The 22,743-nt window shown below is 46.6% G+C and carries 15 protein-coding genes; all 15 read right to left on the bottom strand.

Annotation, left to right across the window (positions count from 1 at the left end; genetic code table 11):
- Positions 1 to 4: 4 nt before the first annotated feature.
- The 15 genes from WDY75_RS02360 to WDY75_RS02290 all read right to left on the bottom strand — a co-directional run bounded on the left by WDY75_RS02360 (position 5) and on the right by WDY75_RS02290 (position 22,739).
- Positions 5 to 415, bottom strand: coding sequence for a TIGR03826 family flagellar region protein (locus WDY75_RS02360; protein WP_006213059.1), 411 nt, complete (start codon positions 413 to 415; stop codon positions 5 to 7).
- A gap of 113 nt (positions 416 to 528) precedes the next feature.
- The gene (locus WDY75_RS02355; RefSeq protein WP_231887952.1) at positions 529 to 1,179 is read right to left on the bottom strand and encodes a ComF family protein; all 651 of its coding nucleotides are present in this window, start codon (positions 1,177 to 1,179) and stop codon (positions 529 to 531) included.
- 521 nt (positions 1,180 to 1,700) lie between these two features.
- Positions 1,701 to 3,602, bottom strand: a complete 1,902-nt coding sequence (locus tag WDY75_RS02350) for a helicase-related protein (RefSeq protein ID WP_063477993.1) — start codon at positions 3,600 to 3,602, stop codon at positions 1,701 to 1,703.
- A gap of 474 nt (positions 3,603 to 4,076) precedes the next feature.
- Positions 4,077 to 4,499 (bottom strand): hypothetical protein, encoded by a 423-nt coding sequence (locus WDY75_RS02345; protein WP_006213062.1) that lies wholly within the window; start codon positions 4,497 to 4,499, stop codon positions 4,077 to 4,079.
- Positions 4,500 to 4,743: 244 nt separating this feature from the next.
- Positions 4,744 to 5,466 (bottom strand): response regulator, encoded by a 723-nt coding sequence (locus tag WDY75_RS02340; RefSeq protein ID WP_006213063.1) that lies wholly within the window; start codon positions 5,464 to 5,466, stop codon positions 4,744 to 4,746.
- A gap of 4 nt (positions 5,467 to 5,470) precedes the next feature.
- Positions 5,471 to 6,625, bottom strand: a complete 1,155-nt coding sequence (locus WDY75_RS02335; protein WP_006213064.1) for a sensor histidine kinase — start codon at positions 6,623 to 6,625, stop codon at positions 5,471 to 5,473.
- A gap of 45 nt (positions 6,626 to 6,670) precedes the next feature.
- Positions 6,671 to 9,373: a stalk domain-containing protein gene (locus tag WDY75_RS02330; protein ID WP_063477994.1), complete on the bottom strand. Its 2,703-nt coding sequence runs from the start codon at positions 9,371 to 9,373 to the stop codon at positions 6,671 to 6,673.
- A gap of 454 nt (positions 9,374 to 9,827) precedes the next feature.
- Positions 9,828 to 11,033 carry a methionine adenosyltransferase gene (gene metK, locus WDY75_RS02325; protein WP_006213067.1) on the bottom strand — a complete coding sequence of 402 codons (1,206 nt, stop codon included), beginning with the start codon at positions 11,031 to 11,033 and terminating at the stop codon, positions 9,828 to 9,830.
- Between the two features lie 225 nt (positions 11,034 to 11,258).
- Complete coding sequence (locus WDY75_RS02320) at positions 11,259 to 11,546, bottom strand: alpha/beta-type small acid-soluble spore protein (protein WP_063477995.1); 288 nt, start codon at positions 11,544 to 11,546, stop codon at positions 11,259 to 11,261.
- 194 nt (positions 11,547 to 11,740) lie between these two features.
- A complete protein-coding gene (locus WDY75_RS02315; RefSeq protein ID WP_338841909.1) occupies positions 11,741 to 12,229 on the bottom strand; it encodes a hypothetical protein in 489 nt (162 codons plus the stop codon).
- Between the two features lie 168 nt (positions 12,230 to 12,397).
- Positions 12,398 to 15,925, bottom strand: a complete 3,528-nt coding sequence (locus WDY75_RS02310) for an S-layer homology domain-containing protein (protein ID WP_063477997.1) — start codon at positions 15,923 to 15,925, stop codon at positions 12,398 to 12,400.
- Positions 15,926 to 16,293: 368 nt separating this feature from the next.
- A complete protein-coding gene (locus WDY75_RS02305) occupies positions 16,294 to 16,638 on the bottom strand; it encodes a hypothetical protein (RefSeq protein ID WP_063477998.1) in 345 nt (114 codons plus the stop codon).
- 249 nt (positions 16,639 to 16,887) lie between these two features.
- Positions 16,888 to 20,526 (bottom strand): S-layer homology domain-containing protein, encoded by a 3,639-nt coding sequence (locus WDY75_RS02300; protein WP_063477999.1) that lies wholly within the window; start codon positions 20,524 to 20,526, stop codon positions 16,888 to 16,890.
- A 216-nt stretch (positions 20,527 to 20,742) separates the two neighbouring features.
- A complete protein-coding gene (locus tag WDY75_RS02295; protein WP_006213073.1) occupies positions 20,743 to 21,867 on the bottom strand; it encodes a glycosyltransferase family 4 protein in 1,125 nt (374 codons plus the stop codon).
- A gap of 113 nt (positions 21,868 to 21,980) precedes the next feature.
- Complete coding sequence (locus WDY75_RS02290; protein ID WP_063478000.1) at positions 21,981 to 22,739, bottom strand: WecB/TagA/CpsF family glycosyltransferase; 759 nt, start codon at positions 22,737 to 22,739, stop codon at positions 21,981 to 21,983.
- Between the last annotated feature and the right edge of the window lie 4 nt (positions 22,740 to 22,743).

Raw genomic sequence — 22,743 nt, 5'->3', positions numbered from 1 at the left:
AAAGTTAGTATTTGCGCAGTTTATCTACTGCGCGGTAAGTCTCTCTATCTTTTCCGGACCCAGGCTGATGTTCCTGGTCTCCTGCAGCCGCCTGCCTAAGTTCTCTCGTTAATCGCGTCCGGCAGGACTCGCACATGTTGCTCTCGCGAATCAACGTCCCGCATACTTCGCAAGGGTAAGCCATGTTGGGCGCGTTCGCAATCGAGATCCGGCCTTCCTTGATAAACTTCGTAATCTGCCTCATGGATACTTCCGTAGCCTCAGAGACCTCGTGAATGGTAGCACCTCTTTGCTCACGAAGGAAGGTTGCGCATTTCTCGTATTCTTTTTCAATAACCTTCATGCAATCCTGACACATTTCCCGAATATTAACGGTATATAACTTGCCGCACCGAGGGCAATTCCCCAGATTCATGCTCAACAACCTCCATGCCACATAGAACCTTTGATACCCCTAGATTACCTTATCTTAGGCCTTACGTCTATCGTTCAAAAAGAGAATCCACACATTTTTCTGATTTCCGGTATTTACGAGCGGGCCCAGGTTAAACTGTAGATCTCTATCGGCATCTCCAGGTTTGCTTCATAACTCCGTAAAACCTCTGCGCAAGCATTAATCGTACTTCCTGTTGTGTAGATATCGTCTACCAAAAGTATACGAAAGGGACCTTTCATACGGGAATGCGAGGTTCCAGCTGGAGAAGGGATGCGATTGGCGGCCTGCCTGTTTATGACCCCTAGCACATCGGGTACGTGCTGCACTGCACCGAACACCCCTTCCATATCCTTGAGCCGATCCATCCGGCTCTTAAAACTCTGCTTATCCGTGTGGCGCTTCCGCTCCAGCAGCCGGAAATAAGGAAGCTTTATTCGAAACGCAAGCCCATGGGCAAGTACTTCGGCTTGGTTGAATCCCCTCTCTCGAAGCCTTTCATCACTTACCGGAACCGAGGTGACGGCATGCACATTCCATGGTTCGGCTCGAGGGTTCTTTAACCCCCTTTTATGTAAATGAATATTCGTTTCCCTATGAAGCAAGGCATATGCGCGCAGCAGCATTTCTGCTAGAAGCGGAGCGTAACGCTCGTTCCCACGATATTTATATTGTGCTAACCACTCCCTCATCTGCGCATCGTAGGTCACCGCACTTCGGTTCAAAATAAAACTTCTTTTGCTCATGCTCATTCCAAACCTATTGCAGTCTGGACAACCAATCCCCCGTCCGCATTGCAGGCATCGGGGGTTAACGATCCAAGGGATTTGCCTGGAACAGCCATAGCATATCCCTGGAAGCTCTCGAGCAAGAGAAGCGCTTTTACCACAAGCGAGACAGGTTTCGTTCATCGGCTTGAGCAAACGATGCATATGACCAAGCAGTTTGGCGAAGACGTCTGACATCAAATACGACAGCCCCTCTCCTTTTTGGGATGGTAGGTTGGATTTATTTACAGATACAAGAATTTTCAATAGATTAGTCAACCGTACTGCATAACATCCGATGGTTACTTCAGAGAGTACAATCTTTCTACAATCACTATAGCAATCCTGAACTGAACATCATGAAGTGTATTCCAACTACAGCCCTCACAGTTTAAGACATCCAACAGTCATCGTCACCATATTCCGACAAAAACAGCGCCAGCCTATACGCTTAGAGTTCCTAAAACTCCATGGGTAAAATCCCCCCTGTTCTTACTCCCTTACTCACTCGACAATTGCTCGAATGATCGTAAATACCCGCCTTTACCGGCGATTCGGTTCATTGCCTTGATTTGCCGAACGGCCGAGCTTTGGCATCGAGTCCACTGGGGTGCTGCAAATACCACCCGCCCTGCCGGATCATCCTTGGATCGACCCGCGCGACCAGCCATTTGAATCAAAGCGGCCTCATCAAAAAGCTCGCTGTCTGCATCCAAAATAAACACATCACTCTTGGGAACCGTTACTCCGCGCTCGAGTATCGTCGTTGTCACCAGCAAACGAATCTCGCGGTTGCGGAAGGACATCACTTTGCTTGCCCGATTCGGATCGATGGATGATGTCCCTTCAATCGGTGCATTGGGAATCGCCTTGCGGAGCAGCTCCAGAAAAGGCTCGATATGCTTAATGCGGGAAACAAATAGGAACACCTGAGCGCCGCGAGAAAGAGATGCACTTAAATTACGAACCAAACCCGGGGGAAGCTTCTTTTCTTGCAAGCATCGGTTCACTGTGGGAATTTTAAGCTTATGTGGAACAGGCAGCGGATGACCATGAAAACGCGCGGGTACTTTAGCATGAGGCAAACGGCCTGCTGCCGCCTCCCGCTGCAACGGCGCTGGCGGGGTGGCTGACAGGTAGATATATTTCCCTCCTGCTTTACAAGCCCCCTTGGCCGCATAATCCAGCATCGGATCATTATGATAAGGGAATGCATCGATTTCATCGATAACCACCAGGTCAAAAGCTCCCCTAAAACGCAGAAGCTGATGCGTCGTTGCCAGCGTGATGCTCCCCCGCTTCCACCGATCCGGACTTCCTCCATATAGCGTAACTACCGTCTCCTCCGGAAAAGCCTTGGATAAACGGGGCGCAAGTTCCAGCACCACATCCCTTCTTGGGGCAGCGACCAACACGCGGCCACCTGCATCCAGAATAGACTGCAAAAGCGGAAAGATCATTTCGGTCTTTCCGGCCCCGGTCACCGCCCAGATGAGAAACCGGGCGAGCCCCGCGGAGCCCCCTGCGGGCGGCTCCGCCAAAAACTGCAGCGCAGCGCCAGCGGCGGCGCTCTGCGCTGCGCTAAGCCCCCACCGGCCCAAGGCCGCGGTGGGGGCACCTCCGGCCGTGCCCCGCACGGCCGACCCTGCTGCGCCATGCAGCAGCAGGGCACAAGCGCGGCTGCGCCCCATGGCGAGGCAGGCCTCGCAATAGGCGCAAGCCGCCGAGCCGCACGCGGCGCATGCCGTGCGGCTACGGGCCTCGCTGCCGCATCGCCGGCAGCGGGGGGCCACGGCCCGGCGGCGGAGCCAGCCGGGCGAATGGCGCGGGGCGGGCTGTGCCAGTCCCGCTTCCAAGCGCAGGCGGCCCAGCAGGACGCCGAGCTGGGCCGCGGAGCGCCAGTCGCCGGTGTCCTCCCCGGCGACCTCCGCCAACAGAGCCTCGACCTCGCCTGCAAGCAAGGCTCGTCCTTCCATACACTGAATCAGCAGCTCTGCCTGCTGCATCAACATAGCTCCATGTTCAACAGTGCTTCCCATCTCCATCAGAGACCTTATTCGAGCTCCATTCAACAACTGTATCTCTTTGAACAAAGCGCCCCACTGAGGCCTGCTGACTTCAGGCTCTTGAAGTAAAGACCCCCTTAATCCAAGGAGTACATAGTTCTGCCACTCTCGTACACTCCACTCATTCATTTCATTGATGGATCGAAATTCCTCGCGAATTTCAACAGCCCAGCCTAGCGGCATCTGGGAGGACAACAATACAAATATCGGATTATTTGCACTCTCATCCAACCATCGCTTCTTTCCATACCACCACTGAAAATCCACTCGCAGATCTAAGGAGAGACGACATTCCCATTTCTCGGATGTGCGAATGGCATATATAGCAATCTGCACGGACATCAACTCCAATATCAAGAGATATAAAGCGGGTAAAGGTCATGTGACTGATACTGTACTAGTAAGTTTAAGAAAGCCCATGTACCTATTCATTTTTTTCATTGCTTTCAATTTGCTTTCAATTGCTATCAGTAGAGAACTAAGTTAGACAACATATCTAACCTATTAGAGAGAAACATGATCATGAAGATGGACAGCCGATATTCACTCGAACCACTCGGCCGTTTCATATCTAAAGCTGCGCCTCCGTGCCAGGATCGTCACATCATCAATAGCTCCCCTTTTCGATGTCCTTTGTCGAATCCTGTCACAACATGTTTTTTTATAAACACCAACGCACAATCCTATCCTCTAACAACTTTTTTGAAAAAACGCAAAAAGCACACCTCTCACCTACGGGGTCGGAGTGTGCTTCACGCCTTCAACAATATGAATATGATCCTGGGAGCTGAAACAACAACTTTTTGATGTCTAACCCTGTACATAAGGAATCTGAACTGCCTCCATCGGATGCCTCAGATCGATCCGTATCACTTCATCTTCATTCGAATCTGCCTCGGGTTCCCGTGATGCCTGACCATCGGATCTCCATGTCCCGTACACCAGTTCGATTCCGGACAAATGAGTCAGTCTTTGGACAATCTTCAGCGTATCATCATAAGATTTGTCATCAAGGACGGTGACACGCACACGCGTCCCGCTCAGCAGGGCATACCATGAAAGGGCTCTTAAATACCATTCCACCTGCCGCTCATGGTTGGACGTGATCAGCACATAATGCCTGCGCCGCCCCGTGCCTTCACCGGCTCTTCTAAGATGACGGGCATGCACGATATGAACCAGAGCAACAGCGATCCCGTACACCGCGAGTATCCACAGCAATTGGGCAACCATGAGACTCACCTCCTTCTCTTATCAACAATATATGCTGATCAGGAGGGGACGGTGACAGTTATGTAACCAGAGCCCACACTAAACTTGACGGGAACGGCTCTAACACAATACACAGTTAGAATGTTGTTTTTGTTGCAATTATTGAGCTCGCTGAAAACTTATATGCTCTATAATATAACAAAAAGGAACCGCCCTTGGCAGTTCCCTCCCTATGTAAGACGCGTCCGTGCATTCGGATCGGCGATTACAACGTCACCCAGCCATATTTGATCGAGTTGATAACCGCTTGCGTACGGTCGTCCACTTCCATCTTCTGCAAAATGCTGCTGACGTGGTTTTTTACAGTTTTTTCACTAATGAACAGGTATTCTCCAATCATCTTGTTGCTCTTGCCTTCGGCCATTAGTCTGAGCACTTCCGCTTCGCGCCTTGTCAATGGGTTATTCTCGCCTGCCACAAACTTGACTCCCGCTTCGCGCGTACCGCTTTCCGCCATAGCGCCTGCTTCGTTTACATAAGTCATCCGACGAAGCTGTTGAATCAGCTTGCCTGTTACTTTTGGATGGATAAATGCATATCCCTCATGTACCGAACGGATCGCGTTAATCAGTGACTCGGCTTCCATATCCTTCAGGAGGTAACCGTTAGCTCCTTTGCGGAGCGTTTCAAACACATAACTTTCGTCATCATGAATCGACAGTATGATAACCTTGATCTCAGGAAACATTTCACGTAGTTTCTCGGTCGCTTGAACACCGTTCTCTGTTGGCATGTTGATATCCATCAGCACGATGTCCGGTTTCACTTCGTTACAGAATTCAAGTACTTGAATTCCATCACCGCATTCACCGATGACGTCAATGTCGTCCTCCATATTCAGTATCCGCTTCAGACCCTCCCTAAACAGCTGGTGGTCATCGGCTAATAATACTTTAATAATCGCGTTCTCTTTCTCCATATGTTCCATCCGATTACTCCTTTCTCTTTTCTACGTTCGTCGGGATATGAATCACGATCTTGGTTCCCTGGTTCTCGGCTGAATCGATCTCCATTCTCCCTTCGAGCAGTTCAACCCTCTCCCGCATGCCAATTAACCCAAAGTGGTCCCTGCTTTTCTGTTCCAGCAATTCGACATTGAATCCCAGGCCATTGTCCTGTACAACGATTTTGACCAATTGCGCCTGGTAAGTAATCTCAACAAGCACATAAGTCGGGTAAGCATGTTTTGCAGCATTCGAAAGTGCTTCCTGCACCAACCGGTAGATGGCCGCCTCCATCGCAGAAGAGAGACGATGCTCTTTCCCCCGTGTCTCGAAGATCGTGCGGATTTTCGATTTCTCTTCATAATCATGCACATATTTACGCAGTGTGGGGATTAATCCTAGATCATCGAGTGCCATTGGACGCAGATTGAAAATGACTTTTCGCATTTCCTCCAGGCTCGAGCGAACCTGGCCCTTCAAATCTACTATTTCGTCCTGCACCATCTTAAATTCCTGCTTCGCGAGCATTCTTTCTACAATTTCCGTCCTAAGAACCAGATTAGCCAGCAGTTGGGCAGGACCATCATGAATCTCTCGGGATATGCGTTTCCGTTCTTCCTCTTGTGCCAGAATAATCTTCAGGCCAATCACCTGTCTGTTTTTCGCAGATTCGATGATTCGGGAAACCTGGCCCAGTTCTCCGGACAAGTATTCGAGCACCACGCCCATCTGAGATCCAATCGATTCTGCACGCTCCACCGAGTTCTCTACATTACGAACCCGCTTTTGCAGCTCGTCTCGTCTTGCCTTCAGATACATTTCCTTCTCCCGGTAAATCATGAGGTCAAGCTGAAGCTGCGTTGCTTTCTCATACGCCTGCTTGATATCCTCTTCCTTGTACCGGACAAAATCCCGGCTAACCTCGGTCAGCCGGATCCGGGAACGGCGATAGTTCAGCTCTAGCTGATCTACCTTCTCTAAAGTTTCCGTCGTTTCTTTTAATGTCCGCTGCAGTTCATGATTGAGAGACGCGAGCTCCTGCCGCGACGCCTCCAATATTTCGAACATCTGGTATTTGCTGTCCTCCATCACTTTGATGGCGTTTTTTATGACACGGTCGATGGCATCGGCTTGATAATCCACGCACTCTACTCCATTTCTAACGTTTCATATACATATCATACCATATCATGATTCGATCGTAACGGTCTTCGTGTTCTTGTCCCATTTTACTTTAAGGCCTAATTGCTCGGAAACGAGACGAAGAGGGACCAAAGTCCTACCACCTTGAACCATCGGTGCGACAGCCGCCGAACTGCGCTTACCGTTCAGGATGAATTCCTTCTTGCCTACCGTCAGTTCCATGAGCATACCGCCTCTCAACACACCTACCCGCTGAGCGGATTGGTTCCATGTTGCTTGCCCGCCGAAGGCATCTAGAACATGCTTAATCGGAACGTAGGTGGTTCCATTTTTCAAGATTGGCGCCGAATCAATTGCCACTTTGGAACCATTCAGCACGAGTGATTTTTGCCCAATAGTCATGACTGCTTTTCCAGTTGGAAGTCCTTCATTCCCTGATTGGGAAGGCATCATGAACCTTATATCGTCAAAAGATACTGAACCCGTCAAAGCGCGCTCATCCTGACCTTCTTCCACGTTGACCACATACAGTCGCTTCATCTGCGCCGGGAATGCAATGTTATATCCACTCAGATCCATGCTCAGAGTCTTCCAGCCGCTCCAATCGATCGCTTTCGCCAGATCCACATATACGGTTTTTCCGTTATTGTCCTTCAGTTCAGCGCGCAGCCAGTTCAGACTATTATCTCCTTCCACATCAATCGTCATGGACGTTGCTTGTGCAGGAATGGATTTCCCGGCTGTGCCGTTCAATTCCGCGTATGCGTACATTTTCTGTCCTAATCCGCCTGTCATATCATAGGACAAATTCAAGACCTTCGAGTTTGCTTTTGTTCCGCTGCCATTTTTAATTGCTGCAGTACCGGTAACTGCTGGCACATTCGTGGTGAACTTCACAGGGTAACTCACGTTCTCGAAGTTCTCCCATGTGCTCTCTCCTGCAGCGGATAAAATAACAACTGTGCTAAAGCCGTCATATCGTGCGATAGCATAACCGACCTTCGTATTGCTGTTGACGGAGGATACCGTCAGACGTCCGTCTTTTACACTTCCTTTAAATCCGATGAACTCCCATTTCAGTGCGCTGCTCGGCACTTCCAGGCTCTGACCATTGTTCGTTACGGCCGTGACCGGCACGGAAACGCTCGTTCCTGCCTGCAGCGGAGCACTCGACACGCCTGTGGTCAATGCGGCGATATCGTCCGCACCTAACACCTTAACTTGCATGGTAGCTTTTGTGCTGCCGCTTACTGCCGTCAGAGTTGTTGTACCCGGCTTGGTTGCCTTGATGCTTTGTCCGTTGACGGCCAGATTGCCGTTGCTGGCTTTCCAGGTCGGCTTAATGGAGCCGGCTTCTATAGGATTATAATAGGTATCATAGCCTTTCAGTTCATACGTACCCATCTGCCCGATGAGCAGGGTGTTGCTTCCGCTTACCGTCAGACCTTTCAAGCTGCCCTTGGGTGCCGTTGAGAACACCCCAAGCGAGTTTACAATGCTGCGCTGCGTCGTGCCATATTCTGTGTTGAAGGTAAGCTCGGTATTGGTCTCGGCCAGTGGACGGTTGACCATCGTCGTCGAGCCGCCCCCGTCAAGGTTCATTCCCTTCCATACGCCAATCTTGGTCATGAAATCCTGCAGCTGCTGAAGGGTCATCCCCTTGCTATTGTCATTGCTCTCCGTAGCAATCAGATAGGCGTAACGTCCGTCTTTGGAGTAACCTACAGCTGTACGTGCCCGGCTTCCTCCAATCGAATTCACGTTTCTTGAGAATGACGTCGCCTTGCCGTTATCAACCAGAATGGTATGGCCGCCAATCATCATTTGAAGTGTAGTTGGGTCCAGTTCCTTACCTGATTTTTTGGACACCAGCGCATAATTCGCGTCCAGCTTTTGGCCGACAGCCAGATTTTTTTTCACGAACTCTGCCGCAGCTCCATGGGTTCGCAAAATAAAGCTACCTTCCGGTATCGCTGTGGGCAATCCCGCCATCACTGAAATATCCGTAATGACGCCGTCCGTTACCATAACCTCCGTGGGCGTCGTCGAGCTGTTCTTAGGACGCTCAACCGCCTTCCATGCACTAGTGTAGATATAAGCTGTATTCGCATGGCTATACGTTGATCCGGTGCCTTCAGGCGCATAGGAGACTTTGTTCATGCCCGCAAGCGGGAATGAAGCTCCATTCTCAGCCGTAACACTCCCCGAAAATGCAAACTCGTCCAGAATCGGCGTTCCATCGTTCGTTACGCCAAAAGCGTACATACCTTTCAGATCAGATGGCGTTGACATCAACAAACCACTCGATATTTGAGCACCCATCGGAGCCCCTTCGCTGCCGGTATTAAAAAAATCACCGTTAATCGCAGCAACCGCGCCGTTCTCCTTCGCCATTCCGCCCGTGCTTTGTCTCGTTGTAAATTGATTTCCTTGCCCTGTCATGACATCCAGCTTCACGTATTTGTTATTGAGATCCACGCGGATGACATTGGCTAGCGATTTTCCCCCAGTGCTGTTAATGTACTGATATTTCATCAGAATCGCACCGGAAGTAATGATTTCTTCACCTAGTTTCTTAGCTGACGCGGATGCCGCATGAGCTACAGATGAAGACGATAGATTCTCTATAACCGGTATTCCGTTGCTAAGCGCAGGGCCTACCCAGATAACCCCTGCCAGTGTAATAATCAACCATTTTTTGCCTACGCCTGATTTCTCAGTCTTCAGTGTTTTCCCCTGACTAACCATGTATTCGTAACTCTCCCATCTCTCGTTCAACACGGATGCCGAACATTTAAAGTCTCTAATTAATAGACTTCATTTTTAAGAAAAAGTTACGATTTTGTTATAAAAAAAACACTTTCGCGTATCTTACATCAAGTTCTAGCAAAAATGTAGTAGCATTTTTTGAGAGTGTATGTAATTCAACCCTATGTTACTATAATTTCATCTAAAAGTAACTAGTTTGTCATAAATTATATTCCTCTTTTTCCAATAAATTATTAAAAAAAGCTGATACCCATAATAGGCATCAGCTTTATAATTATTTCATTTTTGTAATAAGTCTGCGTCGGTTAATAGAGTAATGCTCTATTAATGAACGAATTAGCAGATATATAAACAGTCGCTGACCATGATTTACTCTTCGAAAAGATGCCAAGGTTCGTAACTCAGCAGTTTAAAACTTTTTCAGATACGAAACTTAGTTCGCTGCAGCTTGTTCCTTCAAAGCTTCCACTTTATCTACGCGCTCCCAAGGAAGATCCAGATCGGTTCGTCCAAAATGGCCGTAAGCAGCTGTTTGCTTGTAGATTGGACGGCGAAGATCGAGCATACGGATAATGCCAGCCGGACGCAGATCGAAGTTGCCCCGCACAAGCTCCACCAATTTCTCTTCACTTACTTTACCCGTACCGTAAGTATCAACACTAATCGAAACTGGATTTGCTACACCGATGGCGTAAGCCAATTGAATTTCACACTTGTCCGCCAGACCCGCTGCAACCAAGTTCTTAGCAACGTAGCGAGCCGCGTAAGCAGCGGAGCGGTCTACTTTTGTAGGATCCTTACCGGAGAATGCACCGCCGCCATGACGAGCGTAGCCGCCGTAGGTGTCGACGATGATTTTACGCCCTGTCAGACCGGCATCCCCTTGAGGACCACCGATAACAAAACGACCTGTAGGATTAATAAAATATTTCGTTTCTGCGTCCAGCAGCTCAGCTGGTACCACAGGAAGAATGACTTGTTCTTTGATGTCCTTCTGGATTTGCTCCAGAGTTGCTTCTTCAGCATGCTGAGTCGATACAACGATCGTATCTACACGCACTGGTTTATTGCCATCATACTCAACCGTCACCTGGGTTTTACCATCAGGACGCAGGTATTCCAGCGTACCATCTTTACGAACCTCAGACAAACGACGAGCGATACGGTGGGACAATGCGATTGGAAGAGGCATCAGTTCTGGCGTTTCGTTGGTTGCAAAACCAAACATCAAGCCTTGGTCACCAGCACCGATGTTCTCGGTTTCCTTGTCCACTTGGGAAGGATCACGATTCTCCAGTGCAGCGTTTACCCCCTGTGCAATATCAGCAGATTGCTCATTCAGCGATGTCAGCACCGCGCATGTATTGGAATCAAAACCGTATTTTGCACGGGTATACCCGATTTCCTTCACGGTATTGCGTACGATGGATGGAATATCCACGTATTCTGATTTGGTGCTAATTTCTCCAATGACCAAAACAAGACCCGTTGCCACGGAGACTTCACAAGCTACGCGTGCGTTAGGATCGTTAGCCAAAAAAGCATCGAGTACCGCATCGGAAATCTGGTCACAGATTTTATCCGGATGTCCTTCAGTTACGGACTCAGATGTAAATAAACGTCGCCCTGTTAAAGACATGAGATCAACCTCCCATATGAATAGTATATGATATATCAAGAGGTCCTACACAAAAAATGAACCTTTTCCGATAGGAAAAGGTTTGAAATGTACAATCCTCAACATGCATATTAACTTATTTGTTACCAGGTGTCAATCCAGTTAGTGAGCTGATTCTCAAGGATTTTCTTGGTTTTTCATATCGAAGTTATTCAAGAATAAGTTCTTACCGAAATTATGAAAAACCTACAGTCTTCCCAGAATGATTTGCTCGGCGTTCTGAACCAAACGCTTGGTAATTTCCCCACCAACAGATCCGTTCTCACGGGATGTCAAATGGCCCCATCCAGCACGGCGACTAGAGGATCCCCCTCCGATGGCTCCAAGCTCTGAACCAAATTCCGTATCCGCTCCATTTGAGCCACCGCCGTAACCAACATGCAATCCAAACTCAGCTGCGATCTCATATTTCATCTGTTTCAGCATTTCACGGCATTCGGGTACCACTTGACGATTTCGACTGCTTCGTGCCATGTTCAAACACCTCCTGTAATGGTATTTACAGAAGTTATTATTTGTCGAGATTACAGCCTTCACACGTATAAAACGTTGTCACTAATGGCAATAATTATGTGTAGGACTATACTGAATTAAAATCCAAATTCTCTGACATGTCTCTTGAAGGATGAAGCAATATCAGCAGGTACCTAACGCACACTAGTCGTTCGCTATTTAATGGTGTAACCGCCGCGTACCATGACAATCAGATTGCTGGTCTGTCCTTCTTTCACCTGAATGCCTCGGCCTTCACGCAGATGATTCTTAGGCGCAGCTTGTCCATTCAATAAATCCTTACCATCTGTAAGGTCTGCAACGCCACTAGAGACTTCAGTGTAAATCACAGCATTACCTGAACGCACAATAAATTCTGTTCCAGCATCGGCAATTAATATCTTGCCAGGCTTCAGAGCAACATTCTTGACTTCATCAGCACCTTGCGATGGCTGAGTTGGATTTGTGGGATTGGTATTCCCTCCACTACCGCCATTCAGCGCTTGTTGGATTTGTTGGTCTACGTAGCTTTTGGTGACGACCGGGTCGTCAGTGGTGCCAGGGGTTGTGCCTGCGCCGGAAGCTGTATTACTGTATATTGCACCGATCCATATACCAGAGCCTACAGCCAAGGCGGCGAGAGAAACTTTCCAATAAGTTTTCATTCCTGTTCTTCCTCCTGGATTAGATCATCACTTTTTTACCTTTACTAATAGATTGTAATTATACAAAATAGAAGTAAAAACAGCCGTGTGTTTAGAGTATAAAAAAACACACCAGAGAACTTTATGCTCTCTGGTGTGTTCCAAGCAGTCAATATTACATATTGACAATTACTTAATTGCTTGCTTGATTGGTGTCACGCGACCTACTTCACTAGTCACATCAGCAGTAACTTCTTTACCAATTACTTCATCAGAGCCAACGTTAACTTCAAAGCTCAATCCATCGGTAGCGAGAACAACATCAGTACCCTTGTATTCTTTGCCGTTAACTTTAACGTTTGCTACGTTTGTAGCTTTTTTGTTAAGAACCACTTTAACTTTACCAACAGCTACTTCACCGTCAGCAAGTTTATGAGTTCCTGCTACAGCAGTTCTAGGAGCACCATCCAATGTTGCTACAAACTTAAGATCTTCTTTAGCATCATAGACAGCTGTAACTACTTCAGCAGTTGTTGCTGCCGCTTTGATATTGATGAAACCATTTTTAACAACAACGTTAGCACCTTGTGCATCATTAGCTACTGTTTGCAATTTAACGTCAGTACCATTAGCTGCAGTACCTTTATTCAGAGCAGTGAAAGTGAGGCCATTAGCTGTTACAGTAGCAGCTCTTCCTTCTTTTCCTGCGTCAGCAACAAAATCTGCATCTGTTGGAGCAATTACACCAGTATTGTCGGAGAATCCATTAGCAGTAGTTGTATACGTATCGGATTCTGCTGCCGCTGGGTTACCATTAGCTGCAGAGCGAATGTATTGAGCACCTTTTTTCACTTTAACAGTGTACTCATCATTGTAAGTCGCAGTATTGAAAGTGATTTTAATTGTTTTACCTGCATTGATAAGTTCAGTTGTATATCCTGTTTTAGGACTCAATGCTGGTGTATTGGTTTCTCCCAATTTACGGATTTCCAAGTCACTAGCAAAGTCTGCAGCAGTAGCAGGAGATACAGCAGTCAACGCTTGCGAGAAGTTGAGTTCAACTGTGCGATCTGTTTGTACCAACAACTGGCTAGAATCATTTGTTACTGTAGGAGCTACAGCATTCGTTGTATCTTTGCTTACAGCATCAATTCTGTTACCAGAATATGTTTCCACACGGTTACCAGAAACAGTTCCAACTGCTACAGTCGAACCTGAATTAAATGCAGTTTCCGTTTTCAAGGTAACTTTAGTACCATCAATGGATACCGAAGTAGGATAAACACCGCCAACACGGAAGTCGCTAGTTGAAGCAGACGCGATTGCTGTGTTGAATTCCAATTCAAATGTTTTGGAATCATTTTGTTTCGCACTCAGGATTTCCAGAGCAGTAACTTTAGTGGCGTATCTATTGAACGCTACACCTTGGCCTGTGTTTGATTTCAGACCACTAACGTATACTGCTTCCACAGATCCATCAAAGTTTACTGCAGTACCATCAATATATTCTGGGAATTGCAACACTACACCCTTGCCACCGTTAATTGCACGTGGTTGAATATCCGAAGGAAGACTGCGTCTTTCTACAGAAGATCCATTGTTTTTCTTAAAGTCAATGTAGTAATGAGCAGCATTACCCAAAGTAGCAAGATCCAATTCTCTGTCAAAATTCAGAGTCACTTTACGTGTAGTGTTGTTTGCATCAACTACGCCATTAAGAGTTGGTGCATTAGTATCACTAGCAACAAAAGTACTGTTGTATTCTACCAGAGTATTTTTCAGAGCTGTTTTGTCTTGAACACCAGCGATTTTGATGTTATAAGTTCCATTAGCCAGTGTATTGTAGAAGGAAACATTGAATACTTTGTTGTCTCCACCTGCAGCAGGAGTTACTTCACGAACAGGAATTACATCATCGCCTTTTTTAATGGTGAAGTATTTTCTGTCAGCTGCATCAACTGCTTTGTCAAAACGAACTGTCAGTTGGTTGGAGTAAGTAGTTCCATAAGAAACTTCTACAACGCGCGGTTGAACCAAATCAACACTTGCTGTAACTTTATGTTCTTTTACAGCATTAGCGTTACCGGAGTAGTCTTTAACTTCTACAAACAGGGTAGTTTCATATCCTGGCAAACGATTAGCAGTGAAGTCCACTTCATATACGTTTGCAGCGATTTGAGTTGCTTTACCTGTTTTCTTACTGTCGCCAGACTTCCAGTAGAAGCTTTCGTTAGTTACAGAAGCCGGATCGATTTCTTCATCGAATGTTACAGTTACTTTTTCCAGTGTTGCGGAAATTTCAGTAACCTTTGGTCCTTCGCTATCTACAGCAACTGTGAAGTCTTTCGTGTCAGCCAAAGATTTCAGACCAGCATAGTCTTCAACCAGGGATGTAGTCAATTTATGAGCACCAACCGCGATTGTACCTGTGTAGTCTCTCAAAATAACTTCTCTTTGGTTTGCACCTTGAGTTACGGAACCAACAAACGCTTTGTCGTCCAGTTTGAAGTTATTGCTAGTTGGAGCAATAACTGGCTCAGAGAAAGTAACCTTGATAACTTTAGTTCCCAAAGCTTTCACTTCAGTCACTGTAGGCAATGTGTTGTCAGCAGATGTGAAGGAAACTTCACCTTGCGGCAATACAGAACCACTATCATTTTTCACGTTTTTAGCAACTACTTTGTAAGTTGTTCCTTGTGTGAATTTGCTGGATTCGTTTAGCAAGATACGAGCTGTCTTACCATCTTCCAACAAAGTAATCGATTTGATTCCCTTGGAATTAGCATCAACACTGTAGTTGTTTTTGTCAGTAGCAGACGCTTTGTCTACCTTACCGTCAAATACTACATCAACCTCTTTCAGGTTGCTTGAGCTTGCGGATTCAACTTTAGTAGCAGAAGTCACAGCCCAAGTTACACTTTCAGTGTACTCGTAGTTGTTATGTGTAAATTTCACTTCAGTTGCAGTGTTAGCTTTCAGAGGTGTTTCCAGTTCAACTTTCACGCTTTCGTTGTTAGCAAGTTTGAAAGTTACAACTTTACCACTCTCAGTTACATCGTAAGAAACCACTTTTGGTTTTTGTTGAGTCAGGTAGATTGTGTAAGCAACTTCAACCAATTGGGAACGGGAAGCGTTAGCTTTAGGGTTAGCTTTAGCATCTACCAAACCAGAGTTGATTGCTGCTTGAACATAACCTTTAGCCCAGTCAGAAGCGTTGTTGTTAGTTTCTGTTGGGATTTCAAGTTTTTGAGCAATAACGAGAACTTTCGCCATTTCTTGTACGGTGATTTTACCGTTGAAGTCGAAGATCATTTTCGTCAGGTTTTTACCTTCCATCAGACCAGCAGCATAAACTGCTTCTACATGAGGAGCTGGCCATTTGTCAGCTTTGTAGTTTTTGTCTTTGAAAGATGCTTTACCTTCGATTGGCTCAAGACCCATGATACCAACCAAGACTTTAGCAAACTCAGCGCGAGTCATGTCTTTGTCGAGGCCAGCAGTACCATCTGGATAACCAGTGAAGATCCCTTTTTCTTTCAGTACATCAAATTTCTGTTGTGTGTTAAGCGCATCGTCACCGAATGCAACAGAAGCAAACATGGAGAATGCCATTGCTGTAGACAGTGCTACGGATAAAATTTTCTTCATAACCTTTTTTTCTCCTCCTTGAATCATCACTTGATTGTTTTCTTTAATTTGGTAGCTCTTATCACTCATTGTCGTGCACCTCCTTTCCCGAGTTGAGCATAAATCATAAATGATGTCTGTGACGATATCACAGAATCTTGTTAACAAGAGAACACTACAAACTAGAATAGATTCCTAATCCTACCTAGGTATTATACAACGAGTCCCATACTCCGTAAAGAACATTTTTCTAATTAATAGACAAGTTTCTTGTTTCGGATAATCTTGGGTTCCTCATTGCGTTCTACATTATAAACGTTTGATTTCGCAAAAAGTTGCGGCAATTGCAAAGTTTTTTTAAAAAAATTTTCTTGAACTTCATCACTACATATAACAATTATCGATTTACATATTCCGACAACAAAAAAAGACGCCCTGTAGGCGCCTTCTGTAGGATACTATCGAATCTTCATAGCAAGTTGGATAATACGTGCACGCATCTCTGGATTACTGTGCAGTGTGTTGTACATCAAATCAATCTCTGCTTTATTCGTACGATATGTCTTGTCATGTTTAATTGTCGTGTGGGACCATTGTATCAACGCATTCTCAGCCGCTGTCATTTCGTTAAATGAATCATGAAAACCTGTCTCAACAACGAGTCCCTCCATGACTTCCTGAGTTACCTCATCATGAGCGGCACGAGCCAGCTCAATTTTCTTCTCCATCACTTTGGCTTTTTCCTCGAACTTGGTCTTCGCCTTCATGTAGTCGAGCTGCGCTTTTGATAATATCGGCTTCATAAATTCATCTTCACCCTCTAAAAATAGTATGTGCTCCCGCTATTGTAGCGTATTCTACATGAAATTACAAAACAATAGATATTGGTAAACGGTTTCGTGTACCCTAACAGCACCCATAAGATCTTGTTATTTATGTTATAAACACCCTTTTCTCATGGATGCTACACAAATATAAACGAGAGCACTGCCATCAGAAATTGGGCAGTGCTCTCGTTCCTTTTGTCATGCAGTTCTACTTATTAATATGACTTACAGCATTTTGAGCTTGCTCATCATGCGTTTCACGACGGTTGCCGTATCTGCACGATTCAGCACAGCATCCGGGTTAAAGTTGTACGTGGGCTTTTTCTCGCCCTCTTTCAAACTGTTGGCAATGCCCGTCAGAATACCGGCCTTGTTCACAGCAAGAATGGCAGGATAGGAGTAATTCGACTTGATTATGCCGACATCTTCGAACTCCTTCTGAAGTGCCGCTTTATCTTTCTCGATTTCACCCATCTTCAGGTTTAATGCACGTGCGATCATGTTCGCCGCCTCTTCTCGAGTCAGTTCCATATTCGGAGCAAAGCTTCGAGGCGCTATGCCGCGAATGATTCCTTTTCTGGCTGCTGTCTCGATATAACGGTAATCCCACTGCATGCTGTTAACTACACTTTCCTGATAAATGTCATCGAAGGTTAATTTGTTCTTATCTGTGTCATAATCCAATGAGATATCCAACAGCTTCACTATAATGGTAGCAAATTCACCGCGGGTCATTGGATCATAGACACCGAATGCATCTGGCTTAGACGCCTTCATGTATCCTCTGGCCAACATCAGTTCGATATCGTTGCGAGCTGTTTTATGCGATATCGCATCAGAATAGCTGTAACGCAAGGATTTGACTGCATAATATCCAAAGCCTTTGAAAGGTGCCGTGATTGTTTTTTTCTTGGCATCTACTTTTCCGCCAATGTTATTCCATGTGCCTTGGGAAGGGTTATACCACCAGATTCCCAAGTTGCTGGAGGCCGAGTTCACCAAAGCAGAATCGTATTTCAAAGTAATCGTACCTTTTTGAGAGAGCTCCATCCAGTTTTGCGGAATCAGACGTTGATGGAATTCGTTCCCTTTTGCGTATGGATGCATTGCTGCCTTTACATTAAAGTCTTCTACATTACTGCTGTATGCATTGAGCGAACCTGCATCCAGCCAGTAAAGCGGAGAAGAATATCCGTAATGCGCAGCTGGCGTAAAACGGAACGCATTGTTGTTATCCCCTGGAATCAATGCCAGGCGTCCGTCCATTTCAACACCGTTCTCGATTTCTCCGATTCGGTTATAGGCCTTAATGGTCCGTCCATCAATCTGATTCGCGATACCGAACAGGATGTCGTGTTCGCCAAGAAGGTTGATGGTCGGTACTTCTGCATTCGGGCTTGATTTTGCCTGTTGAAGCACGGTGCCTTTAGGTAAGGAGAGCGATACGCCGCCTTTAAATACCGATACTTTGCCCGATTTTGAAATATTCGTTTTAAACTGCGAACCTTCTGTTGCATCATCTGTGTAAGTTACAACAAACTGTCCATTGGTCTTTTTGGTGCCTTGTTCAATCGTGAATTTAATCGTGTTTTTGCCGTTTTTCAGGTTCTTGACCTCAAGACGGAAGATGTCGCTGGTCTCGGATTTCACCATTGGCGTCTTGCCAATCAGAATCGAGTCGGCTCCCTCTGCCTTGATGCTCACTTCTACAAAGTTCTGTTTCAACACGCCTTCGTTAGGAAGCTTAGGAGACAGCACTTGGTAAGGAGCACGCTCACGTGTGATTTCGATGGTATCCGTAGTCGTAACGGATTGATAACGCGAACCGATGCTGATCGCCTGCAATCCAACCTCTGGAAGAGCAAGCTCTTTAAATACAACGCGGGCAGAGCTGGAGTTAGCTCCGTTGACAATCGAATAGTACAGACTGTGATCCGCTTGGTTGATAGCGTCCAATTGAGTCTTCAGTGCCCCACCTGAAAGAGTCCATGTGCCAACATTATTTTTCGTGAATACTGCAAAAATGGTTGGTGTTGGATGACTGAGGTTGACCGTAATTTCGTCGGTGTATTCAACTTCAAAGCGAAGACCCAGGGCCTTCTCATATGTGTTATAAGCATTTTCAGCCGTTTCTCTGAACAATCCATCTGGATCGGATTCCGTTGCGGAGCCAACCGGGAATGGAATCATGTTTTTGATTACCGAACGGGTATCGCTAAAATAAAGCAGAGTCAGCTTCGTCGAAATTTTCCCGCTCTTGTCAGCGACAACCAACGTATTCGGACCTGGAATCAGCTGCAGGAATGTCGTATCCGTGAAACTGAACTCACCATTTCCGCTCACCGGCAAATCGCGCGTGTTACCATTCAAGGAAATGGTAAGTCCTGCTGTACCCGTGTAGTTGACAATACGTCCTGTGACTTGATTAAAATCTGAACTGTTCTTAAACACCTGATTGTTATACAAGTTAAAAATATCGATATATGTGGAGGACAGGAACGTTACCGGAATCACCTTGGTATCGGAGACGCCCGATCCATTGCTGGCCTTGATGATCAGATTTTGCTGACCTGTAGGCAGGTTTGTGATCTTGAAGACCGTGTTACCGTTGTAGGTGAATTTCTGGGCAATCGTCCCGCCGCCCTTGCTGGATTCAATCTCAACGTTACCTGCGTTCACTTGGTCCACCATTAAATAAATAGGCAGTTCGTTTAAGACTGTATCGTTACCACTCGGGAAAATGGATTGGGAAGTAGCTGATACCGCACCGCCACTCTCCGTTACGCCATATAGCTGGTACACCTGCTTGATTGTAGGTGCGTTAACATCCCGATAAGTAAAGGTGTTCTGCACGTCAAACCCTGAATTATTGTCCTTAATATAAACAACGTACTCCCCGCTCTGTGTGATGTTCACCGAGCCAGTGGTTGTAAAAGGGTACATCAAGGTACTGCCCAGCACGCTTGCTGCACCTACAGATGCCGGCGAGTTCATGATTGGCACCGTGGATCCTAGTGGAAATACGGAGACATCTAGAGTTGGAGCTACTGCAGGCGTACCAGCAGGAGGGGCATCCACGATAATATAACCGGAGATAACGCCGTTGACATTACCGGTTACCACGGCTTGCCCATCGATATTGGTGCTGCCGATCTTCAGTTGATTGACCGTCAAAGAGCCTGTCGGATGATATACGACCTGTCTGTTGATGGTTTGGGATTTCGATTCGGAGTTCACAACAATTACCAAATCGTTAACACCCTTCTTCAATGGGAGCCCTGCGGAGTAAAACGTGTCCCCGCCGCCGGCATACATAGCCATACCGTTAACGGTCACGCCCTTCGAACCGTTGGTTGCTTTGACCGAGATACTAACAGTCTGCGTGGTCACCACAACCGGTTTGGAGGCGTTCTCTTCCAACACGCGTCCATCGCTGAGCGCTACTTCATACACAGCAGGTACATCGGAGAACTTCACATAAGCCGTGGCACTCATCTGCTGGCCTTGCGTGCTCATACCGGACACGATGATTTTGTTCACGCCTTGATTCAACTGCACATTCAGAAACTCGAACGTATTCGCTGCTTCGTTCAGGATCGGCTTTACGCCGGTACCGCCCGTAGTTGTGTCATCAAAACGTTTGATCTCATACTGAATGGTATTCGGATTAATGCCGTTGTAGGTACCTGAAACCGAAATAGAGCTCCGGTTCTCCGGCGTTGGTGAATTCGGATCTGTGCTTAAATTAGAAAAGTGAAAATACAAAGCTCCATTAGCAGCCGAAGCCGGTAAAGCTGGAATTAGGGAAAAGAACATAGCTACAGCCAGTAACAGGCTTGCTATAGTACGGAAATTTTTCTTCAACGGTCGTGCCTCCTTGATCATTCGGACGTTGGAGTCCGTTTTGGTTGTTGCGTCGTTCACTGGGTCCCCTCACTTTCACTGACAGATTGGTTCTAGCGCATAGTTCATATATCGGAAGCGAAGGTCCTATTATTTAGCAAAACATACAAAAAAGCCTCACCTTTTTAGGTGAGGCAGACTTGTCTTATTCGGACGCAATATGAAAAAGAATAAGTTCTACTTGGTGCGGCTCTCGGTATTAGCCTTCATCCGCATTCGATTAATCAGGCCAAGAATCGGCCGCTTGGTTTTGCCGACCAAGCCGATAACCTCAGCACCGATCTGCATGAAACACATCATGACGCAGATGACAACAAAGGTCACCCAGTTCGCTTCATACATAGCGGCAGAGGATTGAATGACAGCCAGCACACCGAAAAATGCAGCAATCACATAAATAATCAGCACCGTCTGGCGGTGACTGAATCCAAGCTCACGCAGGCAGTGATGGAGATGTCCCTTATCTGGCGCAAAGATCGGCTTCTTCTGAATCTTGCGGCGAATGATAGCAAAAAATGTATCAGACAACGGTACGCCGATGATTATCAACGGTGTAATGAAGGACACAATCGCAATCTGCTTAAAGCCGAGCAAAGAAAGCATGGCCAAACTGAATCCGAGGAACAGCGAGCCCGTATCCCCCATAAAAATCTTGGCAGGATGGAAGTTAAAGAACAGGAACCCGATAATGCTGCCAAGCAGCAGCAAGCAGAGCAATGCTACGGTTGTATTGCCCATCAGAATAGCCATGACCAGGATTGTGCTGATCGCAATACCTGATACGCCGGCAGCTAAACCGTCGAGACCGTCAATCAGATTAATCGCATTGGTTACACCGACAATCCAGAAGATGGTCAATGGAATCGACACCCAGCTCTCCAGCATGGAGTACCGATCCTGAAATGGTATATTTACAAAGTCCACAGTAATGTTAAATCCGAATACAACTACACAAGCAGCTGCAATCTGAGCCAAAAGTTTAACCTTGGCAGAGAGTTCAAATCGATCATCCAAGGCTCCGATCAACACGATCATGGAACCGCCGATCAGAAATGCCTTCATAAAGTTGGCATCACGAGCCGACAAGCTGTCTGGCAAAAAAGGAAGAACTGCAATCAGTCCAAGAATAAAAGCCAGATAAATGCCGAGTCCCCCGAGTCGGGGCATGATCCGCGTATGAACCTTGCGGGCATTAGGAACGTCAACTGCACCAACCTTAACAGCAAACTTCTTCACAAGCGGCGTTAAGAGCAGGGCGAGCGCGAGCGATACGATAAACCCGATGATGTATATCATTAACATGTAATCATTCGACCCCCAATATTGTCTACCGGTTGAATTATACTCCCTTCGGGTCCGAAAACCAATGCCAATTTCCGGTGATATCCCGGATTTTCCCCACAGAAATGAGCCATTTAGCCCGTTTTCGTTACATTTTCTTTCTCGCGCAGCACTTTCACTACGAATTTCGGCAGCGCAAGCATTCTTTTATAGCGGGTAGGCTCCTTCAGAAGGCGATAAAACCATTCGAGACGCAGCTTTTGGAACACTTTTGGTGCCCGTTTCAGTTTACCGGAGATAATATCAAAGGATCCCCCGACTCCCATAATCACAGGGACATGAAGCGCTTGTTTATGCTGGGCAATCCAAGGTTCCTGGTTGTCCGCACCGCGAGCCACAAACAAAACATCCGGAGAAGCTGCACGGATCTCCTCGATCACGGCAGAATCCTCATCAGGTCCAAAAAAACCGTCCCGGTGGCCGCATATAATCGCAGCCGGATATTGCATTTGTAACCGCTCGGCAGCTTCCTGAATCACTTCGGCGGTTGTACCCAGCAGATAGAACTTCCATCTATAGGTTTCCCCGACCTTCAATAATTCATGTAAAAGTTCGAAGCCGGTTACGCGTCCCTCAATCGGCTCGCCACCCACACCAGCAGCCCAGACGATGCCCGTTCCGTCCGGAACGATCATTTCCGCGGTGCGCATCATCTGTTTGTAATCCGGATTATTTACGGCCGTCATCACCATAATCGGATTTGCCGTAATGACATGGTGGGGCTGCCTCGATTGCACAGCCTCGGTCAAGTATTTTACCGTATCCTTCATATTCAGTTTAGAAAAAGGTACTTCGAACACCGATACGGTAGGAAATGGATAGGTCTGTTTCATGTTT

The organism is Paenibacillus glucanolyticus, from assembly GCF_037333485.1.
GTDB classification, from domain to species: domain Bacteria; phylum Bacillota; class Bacilli; order Paenibacillales; family Paenibacillaceae; genus Paenibacillus_AQ; species Paenibacillus_AQ glucanolyticus.
Note: the sequence above shows the minus strand (reverse complement) of the source record. Positions and strands in the feature narration are given on the sequence as shown.